This window comes from Enterobacter cloacae complex sp. P40C2, from assembly GCF_014930695.1.
GTDB lineage: Bacteria > Pseudomonadota > Gammaproteobacteria > Enterobacterales > Enterobacteriaceae > Enterobacter > Enterobacter pasteurii.
The window spans coordinates 187,474-203,541 of record NZ_JADBRP010000002.1 but is presented as its reverse complement, the minus strand read 5'-3'; the positions used below and the strand labels follow the sequence as shown (position 1 = coordinate 203,541).

Annotated in this window: 13 protein-coding genes and 1 pseudogene; 11 read left to right on the top strand and 3 right to left on the bottom strand. The window is 56.3% G+C overall.

Annotated elements, in window-relative coordinates; genetic code table 11:
* Nucleotides 1-26 precede the first annotated feature (26 nt).
* On the bottom strand, nt 27-1,457 hold the full coding sequence (locus tag IM304_RS06170) for a sodium:alanine symporter family protein (protein ID WP_193354761.1): 1,431 nt from the start codon (nt 1,455-1,457) through the stop codon (nt 27-29).
* Between the two features lie 262 nt (nt 1,458-1,719).
* On the opposite strand from IM304_RS06170, the gene tal reads away from it, so the two are divergent.
* The 3 genes from tal (at nt 1,720) to IM304_RS06155 (ending at nt 4,818) form a co-directional block, all read left to right on the top strand.
* Nucleotides 1,720-2,673: a transaldolase gene (gene tal / locus IM304_RS06165; protein WP_148420029.1), complete on the top strand. Its 954-nt coding sequence runs from the start codon at nt 1,720-1,722 to the stop codon at nt 2,671-2,673.
* A gap of 112 nt (nt 2,674-2,785) precedes the next feature.
* Nucleotides 2,786-3,373, top strand: coding sequence for a molybdopterin adenylyltransferase (mog, locus tag IM304_RS06160; RefSeq protein ID WP_176608742.1), 588 nt, complete (start codon nt 2,786-2,788; stop codon nt 3,371-3,373).
* A gap of 122 nt (nt 3,374-3,495) precedes the next feature.
* The gene (locus IM304_RS06155; RefSeq protein ID WP_193354760.1) at nt 3,496-4,818 is read left to right on the top strand and encodes an MFS transporter; all 1,323 of its coding nucleotides are present in this window, start codon (nt 3,496-3,498) and stop codon (nt 4,816-4,818) included.
* Here IM304_RS06155 and satP read toward each other — a convergent pair.
* On the bottom strand, nt 4,795-5,361 hold the full coding sequence (gene satP, locus IM304_RS06150; protein ID WP_148420032.1) for an acetate uptake transporter: 567 nt from the start codon (nt 5,359-5,361) through the stop codon (nt 4,795-4,797). The two genes, IM304_RS06155 and satP, sit on opposite strands and share 24 nt — an antisense overlap.
* Nucleotides 5,362-5,656: 295 nt before the next feature.
* On the opposite strand from satP, the gene dnaK reads away from it, so the two are divergent.
* From dnaK to nhaR, 4 genes are all read left to right on the top strand, one after another.
* The gene (gene dnaK, locus IM304_RS06145; protein WP_006810169.1) at nt 5,657-7,570 is read left to right on the top strand and encodes a molecular chaperone DnaK; all 1,914 of its coding nucleotides are present in this window, start codon (nt 5,657-5,659) and stop codon (nt 7,568-7,570) included.
* A gap of 87 nt (nt 7,571-7,657) precedes the next feature.
* On the top strand, nt 7,658-8,803 hold the full coding sequence (gene dnaJ / locus IM304_RS06140; protein ID WP_148420034.1) for a molecular chaperone DnaJ: 1,146 nt from the start codon (nt 7,658-7,660) through the stop codon (nt 8,801-8,803).
* Nucleotides 8,804-8,976: 173 nt separating this feature from the next.
* Entirely contained in the window at nt 8,977-10,152 is a 1,176-nt protein-coding gene (gene nhaA / locus IM304_RS06135; RefSeq protein ID WP_193354759.1) for a Na+/H+ antiporter NhaA, read from the top strand.
* 57 nt (nt 10,153-10,209) lie between these two features.
* Nucleotides 10,210-11,109: a transcriptional activator NhaR gene (nhaR, locus tag IM304_RS06130; protein ID WP_176608739.1), complete on the top strand. Its 900-nt coding sequence runs from the start codon at nt 10,210-10,212 to the stop codon at nt 11,107-11,109.
* 58 nt (nt 11,110-11,167) lie between these two features.
* On the opposite strand, the gene rpsT is transcribed toward nhaR, so the two are convergent.
* Entirely contained in the window at nt 11,168-11,431 is a 264-nt protein-coding gene (gene rpsT / locus IM304_RS06125; protein WP_003856458.1) for a 30S ribosomal protein S20, read from the bottom strand.
* 115 nt (nt 11,432-11,546) lie between these two features.
* Between rpsT and IM304_RS22230 the strand changes: the two are divergent.
* From IM304_RS22230 to lspA, 4 genes and pseudogenes are all read left to right on the top strand, one after another.
* Nucleotides 11,547-11,752 (top strand): annotated as a pseudogene (locus IM304_RS22230) (DUF2575 domain-containing protein); the annotation flags it as partial.
* Nucleotides 11,753-11,759: 7 nt separating this feature from the next.
* Complete coding sequence (gene ribF, locus IM304_RS06120; protein WP_148420037.1) at nt 11,760-12,686, top strand: bifunctional riboflavin kinase/FAD synthetase; 927 nt, start codon at nt 11,760-11,762, stop codon at nt 12,684-12,686.
* Between the two features lie 45 nt (nt 12,687-12,731).
* Complete coding sequence (ileS, locus tag IM304_RS06115; RefSeq protein ID WP_148420038.1) at nt 12,732-15,548, top strand: isoleucine--tRNA ligase; 2,817 nt, start codon at nt 12,732-12,734, stop codon at nt 15,546-15,548.
* Nucleotides 15,548-16,048, top strand: a complete 501-nt coding sequence (gene lspA / locus IM304_RS06110; RefSeq protein WP_063867426.1) for a signal peptidase II — start codon at nt 15,548-15,550, stop codon at nt 16,046-16,048. Before ileS ends, lspA begins: the two co-directional genes overlap by 1 nt.
* Nucleotides 16,049-16,068 lie beyond the last annotated feature (20 nt).

The window sequence follows — 16,068 nt, the reverse complement described above, 5'->3', positions numbered from 1 at the left end:
AATCGCCCTGAATTGATCGATAGCTGTTATTGCCGCGGCAAATCATCCCAGGTGCCGGGGGCGAGTTGCGACTCAATTTCGGGATAGCGCGAGGCGTCAAAGACGGGCGGAACGCCGAGCTTGCGCTGGCGAAGGTAATCGCGCGCGATGAGCGTCACAACGGGCGACAGGAGCAAAATTGCCGTCAGGTTGGTGATGGCCATCAGCGCCATGATGACGTCCGCCAGCTGCCAGACCATCGGCATGCTGAGCATGGAGCCGACGATCACCATCACCAGCACCCCCGCGCGAAGCGCTGTGCGGCTAAGGCGGGAATTGACGTTCAGGAAGATAAGGTTGTTTTCGGCATAGATATAGTTCACCGCAATGGAGCTGAAGGCGAAAAGCCCCAGCACGAGCGCGACAAGGCCCGCGCCCCATCCGCCGACGTGGCTGGCCAGCGCCTGTTGTACCCAGTGAATGCCGGCCGTGCCGGACGGTTGCTCAACGGCATCGGCCAGCAGCATAATCATCGCGCTGGCAGAGCAGATAACAATCGTGTCCGTGAAGACGCCAATCATCTGCACAATGCCCTGCGCGGCGGGGTGTGGAGGCCAGGATGCGGCCGTGGCGGCAGCGTTCGGCGTGGAGCCCATTCCCGCTTCGTTTGAGAACATCCCCCGCTGAAAGCCCGCCGTGAGCGCCTGGCTAATGGTGTAGCCCAGCGCGCCGGAGGCCGCTTCGCGCCAGCCGAACGCGCTTTTGAAGATGGTGGCGATGACGTTAGGCACCTCATCGATATGGATCGCGCACACCAGCAGGCTGGTGGACACCCACAGCAGCGCCATAACGGGAACCAGCCACTGCATCAGGCGGGCAACCCCTTTCAGCCCGGTCACAATGGTCAGCAGGGTGAGAAGGGCAAGCGCGCCGCCCGTCAGCCACTCGGGACAGTTGAAGGCAAAGCGCAGCGCGTGGGCGACGGAGTTTGCCTGTACGGTATTGAATATAAGGCCGTAGGCAATCAGCAAAAAGATCGAGAACAGGACGCCCATCCAGCGCATTCCCAGCCCGCGAGCCATGTACCAGGCGGGGCCGCCGCGAAACTGACCGCTGTCGTCCTTTTCTTTGTAGAGCTGCGCAAGCGAGCACTCGGCAAAGGAGGTGGCCATGCCGATGATGGCCGTGACCCACATCCAGAATACCGCGCCCGGGCCGCCGGCGCCGATTGCCAGCGCTACGCCGGCAAGATTACCGCTACCGACGCGGGCGGCGAGGCTGGTACAGAGCGCCTGAAAGGAGGTCAGACCGCCCGGTTGCGGAGTGACGCTGTTTTTCAGACTTCTGCCAAACTTGCGGATATAGCGAAACTGAATCAGCCCGCTGCGCCACGTAAACCAGATACCTGCTCCTGAAAGCAGGTATATCATTATCGAACCCCAGAGAACTTCATTGATAAAGAAAAAGAAATCAGGCACTAACGTCCCTCTTGTTGATGCCAACGTGAATATGTAAGCGCTACCACTGATTGGGCATGCCGTTACTTAGCAGCCTGTTAATATTCTGAGTTTATCATACTCTGCCTAAGCGCACTGTCTGCGGTTGCGCTGCCTCTCACTCGTGTTATCATCAGGGCAGACCGGTTACATCCCCCTAACAAGTAAACCTGTCATTTTTCCGCTGCTGGCAAGCTGTCGGTAGTGTGAATTATCCAGGGAACGTTAAAAGAGAAACACTATCATGACGGATAAATTGACCTCCCTTCGTCAGTTCACCACTGTCGTCGCTGACACCGGAGATATCGCGGCAATGAAGCTGTACCAGCCGCAGGATGCCACAACCAACCCTTCTCTGATCCTTAACGCTGCGCAGATCCCTGAGTACCGCAAACTGATCGACGAGGCGGTGACCTGGGCGAAAGCACAGAGCAATGACCGCGCGCAGCAGGTTGTGGATGCCACTGACAAACTGGCAGTGAACATCGGTCTGGAAATTCTGAAACTCGTTCCTGGCCGTATCTCTACCGAAGTAGACGCACGTCTGTCCTACGATACCGAAGCCTCTATCGCCAAAGCAAAACGTCTGATCAAACTGTACAACGATGCTGGCATCAGCAACGACCGCATCCTGATCAAACTGGCCTCTACCTGGCAGGGCATTCGCGCTGCTGAGCAGCTGGAAAAAGAAGGCATCAACTGTAACCTGACCCTGCTGTTCTCCTTCGCGCAGGCGCGTGCGTGTGCTGAAGCAGGCGTATACCTTATTTCTCCGTTCGTGGGCCGTATTCTGGACTGGTACAAAGCCAACACCGACAAGAAAGAGTACGCGGCGTCTGAAGATCCGGGCGTGATTTCCGTAACTGAAATCTACGAATACTACAAGCAGCACGGCTATGAAACCGTTGTTATGGGCGCAAGCTTCCGTAACGTCGGTGAAATCATCGAGCTGGCGGGCTGCGACCGCCTGACCATCGCCCCTGCGCTGCTGAAAGAGCTGGCGGAAAGCGAAGGCGCTATCGAGCGCAAGCTGTCCTACACCGGCGAAGTGAAGGCGCGTCCTGAGCGCATCACCGAATCCGAGTTCCTGTGGCAGCACAACCAGGATCCAATGGCGGTAGACAAACTGGCGGACGGTATCCGTAAGTTTGCTGTCGACCAGGAAAAACTGGAAAAAATGATCGGCGATCTGCTGTAATCATTCCGCGTGACCGGGCTACCGGTCACGCGTCTTCTCCCTCCGCCTCTGTCTGAAATTCCTCTCTGCGTGTATCATTCCCGTTAATCAGTACTTTTTGGATGAATTGGATATGAATACCTTACGCATCGGCCTGGTGTCGATTTCTGACCGCGCCTCCAGCGGTGTTTATCAGGATAAAGGCATCCCTGCTCTCGAAGAATGGCTGCGCAGCGCGCTGACCACCCCGTTCGAGATCCAGACTCGCCTGATCCCCGACGAGCAGCCGATCATCGAGCAGACCCTGTGTGAGCTGGTGGATGAGATGAGCTGTCACCTCGTGCTGACGACCGGCGGAACCGGCCCCGCGCGCCGCGACGTGACGCCGGACGCAACGCTGGCAATCGCCGATCGTGAAATGCCGGGCTTCGGTGAACAGATGCGGCAGATCGGTCTACACTTTGTCCCGACGGCAATTCTTTCCCGTCAGGTCGGAGTGATCCGCAAGCAGGCGCTGATCCTGAACCTGCCGGGGCAGCCGAAGTCGATCAAAGAGACGCTGGAAGGATTAAAAGCCGAGGATGGCAGCGTCATTGTTCACGGCATATTCGCGAGTGTACCGTATTGTATACAGTTGCTCGACGGGCCGTACGTGGAAACGGACGACAAGGTGGTAGCAGCATTTCGCCCTAAAAGCGCGCGCCGCGAGACAATCTCCTGAAGTTAACTAAAATGTGACATTAGCGCCAGCCGCAGTAGCGTGTAAATGGATTTACGATATAGTAATTTTTTCTTTACGATTGCTGTAAAAAATAATCCACAATACATGCACAATGGTTCGCTATGTCACATAACACCCGACCTCTGAATCGCCAGGACTACAAAACCCTTACGCTCGCCGCCCTGGGCGGCGCGCTGGAGTTTTACGACTTCATCATCTTCGTCTTCTTCGCCGCCGTGGTGGGAGCACTGTTCTTCCCTGCGGATATACCGGAATGGCTGCGCCAGGTGCAAACCTTCGGCATCTTTGCCGCCGGGTACCTGGCGCGCCCGCTCGGCGGTATTGTGATGGCGCACTTCGGCGATCTGGTGGGGCGTAAGAAGATGTTTACCCTCAGTATCCTGCTGATGGCCGTACCGACGCTGGCCATTGGCCTGCTGCCGACCTATGACTCAATGGGCATTATCGCCCCGCTATTGCTGCTGCTGATGCGTATTCTTCAGGGGGCGGCGATTGGCGGAGAAGTGCCGGGCGCCTGGGTGTTTGTCGCCGAGCACGTCCCGGCGCGCCGCATCGGTATTGCTTGCGGAACCCTGACCGCAGGGCTGACGATTGGGATCCTGCTTGGCTCCGTGGTCGCAACCATCATCAATACCAGCATGACGCAGCAGGCCGTTCACGACTGGGGCTGGCGTATTCCGTTCCTGCTGGGCGGGGCGTTTGGCCTGGTGGCAATGTATCTGCGCCGCTGGCTGCAGGAGACGCCGATATTCCTGGAAATGCAGCAGCGCAAGGCGCTGGCCCGGGAGCTGCCGGTTAAGACGGTGGTGGTGCGGCATAAAAAAGCGGTGGTGGTGTCGATGCTGCTGACCTGGCTGCTGTCGGCGGGTATCGTGGTGGTGATTTTAATGTCGCCGGTCTGGCTGCAAAAGCAGTACGGCTTCGCCCCTGCCGTGACGCTACAGGCGAACAGTATCGCCACCGTTATGCTCTGTTTTGGCTGTCTGGCCGCCGGGCTGGCGGCGGATCGTTTCGGGGCCAGCGTGACCTTTATTGTCGGCAGCCTGCTGCTGGCCGCGTCGAGCTGGGCGTTCTACCATCTTGCGGGCAGCCATCCTGAACAGCTGTTCATGCTGTACGGCATCGTGGGGCTTTGCGTGGGCGTGGTGGGCGCCGTACCGTACGTGATGGTGCGCGCGTTTCCGCCTGAGGTTCGCTTCACCGGGATCTCTTTCTCTTATAACGTCTCGTATGCCATTTTTGGTGGGCTGACGCCGATTGTGGTCACGGTACTGATGGGCGTGTCACCCCTGGCGCCTGCCTGGTACGTGCTGGCGTTATCGCTGATGGGGCTGGTATTGGGGATTTGGCTGCGCCAGTCAGAGGGATGTCGTGCCCGCGAGGCGGACACGACAGAGGGATCAGTGTTTTTCACCAATCGGTAAAATGGTGCGGCCGAACTGCTCGTTCAGCACTTCACCCATTGCCAGGTAGATAGCGCTTGCGCCGCACACCAGGCCAATCCAGCCGGCAACGTGAACGATGCCTTCGTTATCCGCCAGGTGGCCAACTGCCAGCAGGGCGAACAGTACGGTCAGGCTCAGGAAGACGAACTGGAGCGCGCGGTTGCCTTTTAACGTGCCGAAGAACATGAACAGGGTGAACACGCCCCACAGGCCCAGGTACACGCCCAGGAAGTGGGCGTTTGCCGCATCCGCCAGGCCCATTTTTGGCATCAGCAGAATCGCGACCAGGGTCAGCCAGAACGAACCGTAAGAGGTGAAGGCGGTTAAGCCGAAGGTGTTGCCTTTCTTATATTCCAGCAGGCCCGCGAAGATTTGTGCGATACCGCCGTAAAAGATGCCCATCGCCAGGATAATGCCGTCCATCGGGAACATCCCGATATTGTGCAGGTTCAGCAGAATGGTGGTCATGCCAAAACCCATCAGGCCCAGCGGAGCCGGATTAGCCAACTTAGTGTTGCCCATAAGTCCTCAAAAAAATCATCATCAAAATGGTGAAATGGTTAAACCCGCGTCAATTCTCCCTGACGGGGCGCGGCATCATAATGGGCGGCATCGACGCCGTCTATGATCTCATCAGGGTGAAATTAAAATTTTTTTATGTCTCCCCCTTGATGGATGACGTTGCGACCCCATCTTGTAAGCAACCGCAGTGTGTGGACCTGAAAAAAATCAAATCTGGGCAGTTGAAAAAGCACGTTCTGCCCTTATTACAGGTACACAACCACATGTTGACTGAATTTTTAGTGGAGACGTTTAGATGGGTAAAATTATTGGTATCGACCTGGGTACTACCAACTCTTGTGTAGCGATTATGGATGGCACTACTGCACGTGTGCTGGAGAACGCCGAGGGCGATCGCACCACGCCTTCTATCATTGCTTATACCCAGGATGGTGAAACTCTGGTTGGTCAGCCGGCTAAACGTCAGGCAGTGACAAACCCGCAAAACACCCTGTTTGCGATCAAACGCCTGATTGGCCGCCGCTTCCAGGACGAAGAAGTTCAGCGTGACGTTTCTATCATGCCTTACAAAATCATCGCAGCAGATAACGGCGATGCATGGCTTGATGTGAAAGGCACCAAAACTGCACCGCCGCAGATCTCTGCTGAAGTACTGAAAAAAATGAAGAAAACCGCGGAAGATTACCTGGGTGAGCCGGTAACTGAAGCTGTTATCACCGTTCCAGCCTACTTCAACGATGCTCAGCGTCAGGCAACCAAAGATGCTGGCCGTATCGCAGGTCTGGAAGTCAAACGTATCATCAACGAACCAACCGCAGCTGCACTGGCTTACGGTCTGGATAAAGAAGTTGGCAACCGTACTATCGCGGTTTACGACCTGGGTGGTGGTACTTTCGATATCTCTATTATCGAAATCGACGACGTTGACGGCGAAAAAACCTTCGAAGTTCTGGCAACCAACGGTGATACCCACCTGGGTGGTGAAGACTTCGATACCCGTCTCATCAACTACCTCGTTGACGAGTTCAAGAAAGATCAGGGCATTGACCTGCGTAACGACCCGCTGGCCATGCAGCGCCTGAAAGAAGCGGCTGAGAAAGCGAAGATCGAACTGTCTTCCGCTCAGCAGACCGACGTGAACCTGCCGTACATCACCGCAGACGCGACCGGTCCGAAACACATGAACATTAAAGTGACCCGTGCGAAACTGGAAAGCCTGGTAGAAGACCTGGTTAATCGTTCCATCGAGCCGCTGAAAGTTGCACTGCAGGACGCTGGCCTGTCCGTGTCTGACATTCAGGACGTTATCCTGGTAGGTGGTCAGACCCGTATGCCAATGGTTCAGAAGAAAGTAGCTGAATTCTTTGGCAAAGAGCCGCGTAAAGACGTGAACCCGGACGAAGCGGTTGCTATCGGTGCTGCGGTTCAGGGTGGTGTACTGACGGGTGAAGTGAAAGACGTACTGCTGCTGGACGTTACCCCGCTGTCCCTGGGTATCGAAACCATGGGCGGTGTGATGACTCCGCTCATCAACAAAAACACCACTATCCCGACGAAACACAGCCAGGTGTTCTCTACCGCTGAAGACAACCAGTCTGCGGTAACCATCCATGTGATTCAGGGTGAGCGTAAGCGTGCGGCGGATAACAAATCTCTGGGTCAGTTCAACCTGGACGGTATCAACCCGGCACCGCGCGGCATGCCGCAGATCGAAGTGACCTTCGACATCGATGCTGACGGTATCCTGCACGTGTCTGCGAAAGACAAAAACAGCGGTAAAGAGCAGAAGATCACCATCAAAGCATCTTCTGGCCTGAACGAAGCGGAAATCGAAAAAATGGTTCGTGATGCCGAAGCTAACGCGGAATCCGACCGTAAGTTCGAAGAGCTGGTTCAGACCCGTAACCAGGGTGACCATCTGCTGCACAGCACCCGTAAGCAGGTTGAGGAAGCGGGCGATAAACTGCCAGCGGAAGACAAAACGGCTATCGAAACTGCACTGAGCGCGCTGGAAACGTCTCTGAAAGGCGAAGACAAAGCGGATATCGAAGCGAAGATGCAGGAGCTGGCACAGGTTTCTCAGAAGCTGATGGAAATCGCTCAGCAGCAGCACGCACAGCAGCAGGCGGGCGCTGATGCTTCCCAGAACAACGCGAAAGACGACGACGTTGTCGACGCTGAGTTCGAAGAAGTGAAAGATAAAAAATAATCGCCCTGATGCAGGGTAATTAATCGGCACGGGCGTAGGAGAACTCTCCACGCCCGTGCTCGCATGTTAAGGGGCTTAAAAAAACCAATGGCAAAGCAAGACTATTACGAGATTTTAGGCGTTCCGAAAACTGCGGAAGAGCGTGAAATCAAAAAGGCATATAAGCGCCTGGCCATGAAGTATCACCCGGACCGCAATCAGGGTGATAAAGAGGCTGAAGCTAAATTTAAAGAAATTAAAGAAGCCTACGAAGTCCTGACCGATTCACAAAAACGTGCGGCCTATGACCAGTACGGTCACGCAGCCTTTGAACAGGGCGGCATGGGCGGCGGTGGATTTGGTGGCGGCGGCTTCGGCGGCGGCGCTGATTTCAGCGATATCTTTGGTGATGTGTTCGGCGACATCTTCGGCGGTGGCCGTGGTCGTCAGCGCGCGGCGCGCGGCGCAGACCTGCGCTACAACATGGAGCTGACGCTGGAAGAAGCGGTTCGTGGCGTCACCAAAGAGATCCGTATCCCGACGCTGGAAGAGTGTGATGTTTGCCACGGCAGCGGCGCGAAAGCGGGGACTCAGCCACAGACCTGTCCAACCTGTCACGGTTCCGGTCAGGTGCAGATGCGCCAGGGCTTCTTCGCGGTACAGCAGGCCTGTCCACACTGCCATGGTCGCGGTACGCTGATTAAAGATCCGTGCAACAAGTGTCACGGTCACGGTCGCGTTGAGAAAACCAAAACCCTGTCCGTTAAGATCCCGGCAGGCGTTGATACGGGCGACCGCATCCGTCTGGCAGGCGAGGGTGAAGCCGGCGAGCACGGCGCACCGGCAGGCGATCTGTACGTTCAGGTGCAGGTGAAACAGCACGCCATTTTCGAGCGTGAAGGTAACAACCTGTACTGCGAAGTGCCGATCAACTTTGCGATGGCGGCGCTGGGCGGCGAAATCGAAGTGCCGACGCTGGACGGGCGCGTGAACCTGAAAGTGCCTGGTGAAACGCAGACCGGCAAGCTGTTCCGCATGCGCGGCAAAGGCGTTAAATCCGTTCGCGGTGGCGCGCAGGGCGACCTGCTATGCCGCGTGGTGGTGGAAACGCCGGTCGGCCTGAATGACAAGCAGAAACAGCTGCTGAAAGAGCTTCAGGAGAGCTTTGGCGGCCCAACGGGCGAGAAAAACAGCCCACGCTCCAAAAGCTTCTTCGATGGTGTCAAAAAATTCTTCGACGATTTGACCCGCTAAACCGCCAGCTGGTTACTATCCTTTAAAGCCCGGAAGCGATTCCGGGCTTTTTTATTTCTGGCGTCAATGCTCGGTTAAACTGAGTTTATCTTCAATATTAATCTGTTTTTACCGATTTGTTTGCGCTGATATTATGGTTTTATCGAGGTATTGTTGTAAAAGAGAGAATTAACGTGAAATTACTACACCGTTTTTTTAGCAGTGAGGCATCCGGCGGCGTTATCCTGATAATCGCTGCTGCGGCCGCCATGTTGCTTGCCAACATGGGCATGACCCGCGATCTCTATCACGCATTTCTGGAAACCCCCGTCGAGCTTAAGGTCGGGGCGCTGGAGATTAACAAGAACATGCTGCTGTGGATCAACGATGCGCTGATGGCGGTGTTCTTCCTGCTGGTGGGGCTGGAGGTCAAACGTGAGCTGGTGATTGGCTCGCTTGCCAGCCGTCAGCGCGCGGCGTTTCCGGTGATCGCTGCGATTGGCGGGATGGTGGTGCCGGCGCTGCTGTTTCTCGCGTTTGCCTGGCAGGATCCGGTTGCGCGTGACGGCTGGGCGATTCCGGCTGCAACGGATATCGCGTTTGCCCTTGGGGTGCTGGCCTTGCTCGGAAGCCGCGTCCCCGCAGCACTCAAAATTTTCCTGATGGCGCTGGCGATTATCGATGACCTCGGCGCTATCGTGATTATCGCGCTGTTCTACACCAGCGAGCTGTCGATTCTGTCGCTGAGCGTGGCGGCAGTGGCGATTGTGGCGCTGGCGCTGATGAACATCTTTAACGTCCGACGCACCGGTATCTATATTCTGGTGGGCATGGTGTTGTGGACAGCGGTACTGAAATCCGGCGTGCACGCCACGCTGGCCGGCGTCATCGTTGGTTTCTTTATCCCGCTGAAGGAGCAGGACGGCAAATCGCCTGCCGGACAGCTGGAACACGTGCTTCACCCGTGGGTTGGCTTTATGATCCTGCCGCTGTTTGCGTTTGCCAACGCGGGCGTTTCCCTTGGCGGGGTTACGCTGGAGGGGCTCACCTCCGTGCTGCCGCTGGGTATTATTGCCGGGCTGTTTATCGGCAAGCCGCTGGGGATCAGCCTGTTCTGCTGGCTGGCGCTGAAGCTGAAGCTGGCGTCATTGCCAAACGGGACCTCGTTTAGTCAGATTATGGCGGTCGGCGTGCTGTGCGGTATTGGATTTACCATGTCGATCTTTATCTCGACGCTGGCGTTTGGCGCAAACGCGCCCGAGCTTATCGTCTGGGCGAAGCTGGGCATTCTCATCGGGTCGTTACTGGCCGCGGTGGTGGGTTATACCTTATTGAAGGTGAAGCTGTCCGGACAGGCTGTCCGGGCATAACGGGAGCCGGGAGAAGGGAAGCCTTCTCCCGATCGGCTATCAGGGAGTGAAAACGTGATGTCTCATTTGAACTACAACCATCTCTACTACTTCTGGCATGTCTACAAGCAGGGATCCGTCGTGGGAGCCGCTGAGGCGCTCTACCTGACGCCGCAGACCATTACCGGGCAAATCAAGGCCCTGGAAGAGCGCCTGCAGGGAAAACTGTTCAAGCGGAAAGGGCGCGGGATTGAGCCGAGCGAGCTGGGCGAGCTGGTTTTCCGCTACGCGGACAAAATGTTCACCCTAAGCCAGGAGATGCTGGATATCGTCAACTACCGCAAAGAGTCCAACCTGCTGTTTGACGTGGGCGTGGCGGATGCGCTGTCAAAACGGCTGGTGAGCGGCGTGCTGGATGCGGCGGTAGTGGAAGATGAGCAGATTCATCTGCGCTGCTTCGAATCCACTCACGAGATGCTGCTGGAACAGCTGAGCCAGCACAAGCTGGATATGATTATCTCGGACTGCCCGATCGACTCCACGCAGCAGGAAGGGCTGTTCTCGGTGAAAATTGGCGAGTGCGGCGTCAGTTTCTGGTGCATTAATCCGCCGCCGGAAAAACCGTTCCCGGCCTGCCTGGAAGAGCGCCGCCTGCTGGTGCCGGGAAGACGCTCCATGCTCGGGCGTAAGCTGCTGAACTGGTTTAACTCGCAGGGGCTGAACGTGGAAATCCTCGGCGAGTTCGACGATGCCGCGCTGATGAAAGCCTTCGGCGAGGCGCACAACGCTATCTTCGTTGCCCCGACGCTGTACGCGCACGATCTCTATTCAGACGATAAGATTACGGAGATTGGCAGAGTGGATAACGTGATGGAGGAGTATCACGCCATATTCGCCGAAAGGATGATTCAGCATCCGGCGGTGCAGCGTATCTGCAACCGTGACTACTCGTCGCTGTTTACGCCGCCGGCGTTCTGAAGACATAAAAAAACCCGCGTTAAGCGGGTTCTTTCAAACAAGCAACAACAAGTAGCGATTAAGCCAGTTTGTTGATCTGCGCGGTCAGGTTTGCTTTATGACGCGCTGCTTTGTTTTTGTGGATCAGACCTTTAGCAGCCTGACGATCCACGATTGGTTGCATTTCGTTAAATGCGTTCTGCGCTGCAGCTTTGTCGCCAGCTTCGATTGCTGCGTATACTTTCTTGATGAAAGTACGCATCATAGAGCGACGGCTTGCATTGTGCTTACGAGCCTTTTCAGACTGAACGGCACGTTTCTTAGCTGATTTGATATTAGCCAAGGTCCAACTCCCAAATATGATCTATGTGGACAATTCAAAGGCCGAGGAATATGCCCTCTATACCTTCTTTTGTCAATGGATTTGTGCAAATAAGCGCCGTTAATATGGCGACGCTACGTTACGTAGTGATGGCGCAGGATTCTACCAGCTTGTCGTTCGTGAATACAGCTTTTCGGCGTAAAAATCGCAGTTCGCGGGCAGATTTTTTTGCTGTGAAAGGTCAGCGCGATGAAATCATACGGCTTTCTGTTTAGCGTGAACAATCGCCGGTTAACCTTAACCGCTGTACAAGGTATACTTTGGCGATTTTCACTGTCTTGAGCCAGTCATGAAGCTGATACGCGGCATACATAATCTCAGTCAAGCCCCGCACGGGTGCGTGCTGACCATTGGTAATTTCGACGGCGTGCATCGTGGGCATCAGGCGCTGCTGCAGGGATTGCGTAAAGAAGGCGAGGCGCGTGGCCTGCCCGTCGTGGTGATGATTTTCGAACCGCAGCCGCTGGAGCTGTTTGCAGGCGAAAAATCACCCGCACGCCTGACCCGTCTGCGCGAGAAGTTACGCTATCTGGCAGAGTCAGGTGTGGACTACGTCCTGTGCGTACGATTCGATCGTCGCTTTGCCGCACTGACCGCACAAAACTTTGTCAGCGACCTGTTGGTCAGACAGCTTGGCGTGCAGTTTCTCGCCGTGGGCGATGATTTCCGCTTTGGCGCTGGTCGTCAGGGCGATTTCTTGTTATTACAGAAGGCTGGCCTGGAGTACGGATTTGACGTCACCAGTACGATGACCTTCTGCGAGGGCGGCGTTCGCGTCAGCAGCACGGCGGTACGCCAGGCGCTGGCGAATGATGAACTGGATACGGCAGAAACGCTGCTGGGCCATCCGTTCACGATTTCAGGCCGTGTGGTTCATGGCGATGCGCTGGGCCGCACGATAGGTTTCCCGACGGCGAATATACCGCTGCGCCGTCAGGTCTCCCCGGTGAAAGGGGTGTATGCGGTGGAAGTGGCAGGACTGGGCGATAAGCCTTTCTACGGTGTCGCCAACATTGGCACACGTCCAACGGTTGCCGGTGTACGTCAACAGTTAGAAGTACACCTGCTGGACGTTGTAATGGACCTCTACGGTCGCCATATAGATGTGATACTGCGTAAAAAAATACGCAACGAGCAGCGATTCGCTTCGCTGGATGAACTTAAGGCGCAAATCGCGCGAGATGAATTAACGGCCCGCGAGTTTTTTGGGCTTTAGAACCGGCTTAACTGCCTACGTGATAAATACGGAACCGAGAATCTGATGAGTGACTATAAATCAACCCTGAATTTGCCGGAAACAGGGTTCCCGATGCGCGGCGATCTCGCCAAGCGCGAACCGGGAATGCTGGCGCGTTGGACCGATGATGATCTGTACGGCATCATTCGTGCAGCCAAAAAAGGCAAAAAAACCTTCATTCTGCATGATGGCCCTCCATATGCGAATGGCAGCATTCATATTGGTCACTCTGTAAACAAGATTCTGAAAGACATTATCGTGAAGTCCAAAGGACTCGCGGGATATGACTCGCCTTACGTTCCGGGCTGGGACTGCCACGGTCTGCCAATCGAGCTGAAGGTGGAACAAGAGTTTGGCAAGCCGGGTGAGAAGTTCACCGCCGCAGAGTTCCGCGCGAAGTGCCGCGAATACGCTGCCACCCAGGTTGACGGCCAGCGCGCGGACTTTATCCGTCTGGGCGTGCTGGGCGACTGGTCGCACCCGTACCTGACCATGGACTTCAAAACCGAAGCCAACATCATCCGTGCGCTGGGCAAAATCATCGGTAACGGACACCTGCACAAAGGTGCGAAGCCGGTACACTGGTGCGTGGACTGCCGTTCTGCTCTGGCAGAAGCGGAAGTTGAGTATTACGACAAAACCTCGCCTTCAATCGACGTGGCCTTCGAAGCGGTCGATCAGGATGCGATCAAAGGTAAATTCGGCCTGCCTGGCGTAAACGGCCCGATCTCTCTGGTTATCTGGACCACCACCCCGTGGACCCTGCCGGCGAACCGCGCCATCTCCCTGTCCGCTGAGTTCGAATACGCGCTGGTGCAGGTTGAAGGTCGTGCGCTGATTCTGGCGAAAGATCTGGTTGAAAGCGTGCTGAAACGCGCGAACATCACCGACTACGCCGTGCTGGGCACAGTAAAAGGTGACGCGCTGGAGCTGATGCGCTTTAAACATCCGTTCCTGGACTTCGACGTTCCGGCGATCCTGGGCGACCACGTCACGCTGGACGCGGGTACCGGTGCGGTACATACCGCCGGTGGCCATGGTCCTGACGACTACAACATCAGCCTGAAATACGGTCTGGAAATCGCTAACCCGGTTGGTCCGGACGGTTCATACCTGCCAGGTACTTACCCGGCGCTGGACGGTATCAACGTCTTCAAGGCGAACGACATCATCGTTGAGATGCTGCGTGAGCGCGGCGCGCTGCTGCACGTTGAGAAAATGCAGCACAGCTATCCGTGCTGCTGGCGTCACAAGTCGCCGATCATCTTCCGCGCTACGCCACAGTGGTTCGTGAGCATGGATCAGAAGGGCCTGCGCGAGCAGTCTCTGAAGGAGATCAAGGGCGTGCAGTGGATCCCGGACTGGGGTCAGGCGCGTATTGAATCCATGGTGGCTAACCGTCCTGACTGGTGTATCTCCCGTCAGCGTACCTGGGGCGTGCCGATGTCTCTGTTCGTGCATAAAGAGACGCAGGAACTGCATCCAAACACGCTGGAGCTGATGGAAGAAGTAGCGAAGCGCGTCGAAATCGACGGCATTCAGGCGTGGTGGGATCTCGACGCCCGCGACATTCTGGGCGCGGACGCGGATAACTACGAGAAAGTGCCCGATACCCTGGACGTATGGTTTGACTCCGGTTCAACCCACGCCTCCGTGGTTGACGTGCGCCCTGAGTTCGCCGGTCACGCTGCCGACATGTATCTGGAAGGGTCTGACCAACACCGCGGCTGGTTCATGTCATCCCTGATGATCTCCACCGCCATGAAGGGCAAAGCGCCTTACCGTCAGGTTCTGACTCACGGCTTCACCGTTGATGGCCAGGGCCGCAAGATGTCCAAGTCCATCGGTAACACCGTTTCTCCGCAGGACGTGATGAACAAGCTGGGCGCAGATATTCTGCGTCTGTGGGTGGCGTCTACCGACTACACCGGCGAAATGGCGGTGTCTGACGAGATCCTGAAGCGTGCTGCCGACAGCTATCGTCGTATCCGTAATACCGCGCGCTTCCTGCTGGCGAACCTGAACGGTTTCGATCCGGTGAAAGACATGGTGAAGCCGGAAGAGATGGTGGTGCTGGATCGCTGGGCGGTCGGCTGCGCGAAAGCGGCGCAGGAAGACATCGTTAAGGCATATGAGTCTTACGATTTCCATGAAGTGGTGCAGCGCCTGATGCGCTTCTGCTCCATCGAGATGGGCTCGTTCTACCTCGACATCATCAAAGACCGCCAGTACACCGCGAAAGCGGACAGCGTCGCACGCCGTAGCTGCCAGTCTGCGCTGTACCATATCGCAGAAGCGCTGGTGCGCTGGATGGCGCCGATCATGTCCTTCACCGCGGATGAAATCTGGGGCTACCTGCCAGGCGACCGCGAGAAGTATGTCTTCACCGGCGAGTGGTACGAAGGTCTGTTCGATCTCTCCAGCACCGAAGCGATGAATGACGCCTTCTGGGACGAGCTGCTGAAGGTGCGTGGCGAAGTGAACAAGGTTATCGAGCAGGCGCGTGCTGACAAGAAAGTCGGCGGCTCCCTGGAAGCGGCAGTGACCCTGTACGCCGAACCGGAGCTGGCGGCAAAACTGACGGCGCTGGGCGATGAATTACGATTTGTCCTGTTGACCTCCGGTGCGAAAGTTGCGGATTATGCCGATGCTTCTGCTGATGCTCAGCAGAGCGAACTGCTCAAAGGACTGAAGGTCGCGCTGAGCAAAGCCGACGGTGAGAAATGCCCGCGTTGCTGGCATTACACTACCGATGTCGGCCAGGTGGCGGAACACGCAGACATCTGCGGACGCTGTGTAAGCAACGTCGCCGGTGACGGCGAAAAACGTAAGTTTGCCTGATGAGTAAAACTCTCTGTTCAACAGGACTGCGCTGGCTGTGGCTGGTTGTGGTGGTGCTGATTATCGATCTGGGCAGCAAGTTCCTGATCCTCCAGAATTTCGCTCTGGGGGATACGGTCCCGCTGTTCCCGTCGCTTAACCTGCACTATGCACGTAACTACGGCGCGGCGTTTAGTTTCCTTGCTGACAGCGGTGGCTGGCAGCGCTGGTTCTTCGCAGGTATCGCAATGGGTATCTGCGTCGTGCTGGCGGTGCTGATGTACCGCTCGAAGGCAACACAAAAGCTGAATAATATCGCCTATGCGCTGATCATTGGTGGCGCACTGGGCAACCTGTTTGACCGCCTGTGGCACGGCTTTGTGGTCGACATGATCGACTTCTACGTCGGCAACTGGCACTTCGCGACCTTTAACCTCGCCGATAGCGCAATTTGTATCGGTGCGGCGTTAATCGTGCTGGAAGGCTTCTTGCCTAAACCGGCGGCGAAAGAGCAGGCGTAACAAACCTGCCCGGCGGCGTT

Coding starts and splice junctions, on each gene's coding strand:
- mog (WP_176608742.1), top strand. CDS start 2,786: ATGAATACCTTACGCATCGGCCTGGTGTCGATTTCTGACCGCGCCTCC.
- dnaJ (WP_148420034.1), top strand. CDS start 7,658: ATGGCAAAGCAAGACTATTACGAGATTTTAGGCGTTCCGAAAACTGCG.
- ileS (WP_148420038.1), top strand. CDS start 12,732: ATGAGTGACTATAAATCAACCCTGAATTTGCCGGAAACAGGGTTCCCG.
- IM304_RS06155 (WP_193354760.1), top strand. CDS start 3,496: ATGTCACATAACACCCGACCTCTGAATCGCCAGGACTACAAAACCCTT.
- dnaK (WP_006810169.1), top strand. CDS start 5,657: ATGGGTAAAATTATTGGTATCGACCTGGGTACTACCAACTCTTGTGTA.
- nhaR (WP_176608739.1), top strand. CDS start 10,210: ATGTCTCATTTGAACTACAACCATCTCTACTACTTCTGGCATGTCTAC.
- lspA (WP_063867426.1), top strand. CDS start 15,548: ATGAGTAAAACTCTCTGTTCAACAGGACTGCGCTGGCTGTGGCTGGTT.
- satP (WP_148420032.1), bottom strand. CDS start 5,361: ATGGGCAACACTAAGTTGGCTAATCCGGCTCCGCTGGGCCTGATGGGT.
- tal (WP_148420029.1), top strand. CDS start 1,720: ATGACGGATAAATTGACCTCCCTTCGTCAGTTCACCACTGTCGTCGCT.
- ribF (WP_148420037.1), top strand. CDS start 11,760: ATGAAGCTGATACGCGGCATACATAATCTCAGTCAAGCCCCGCACGGG.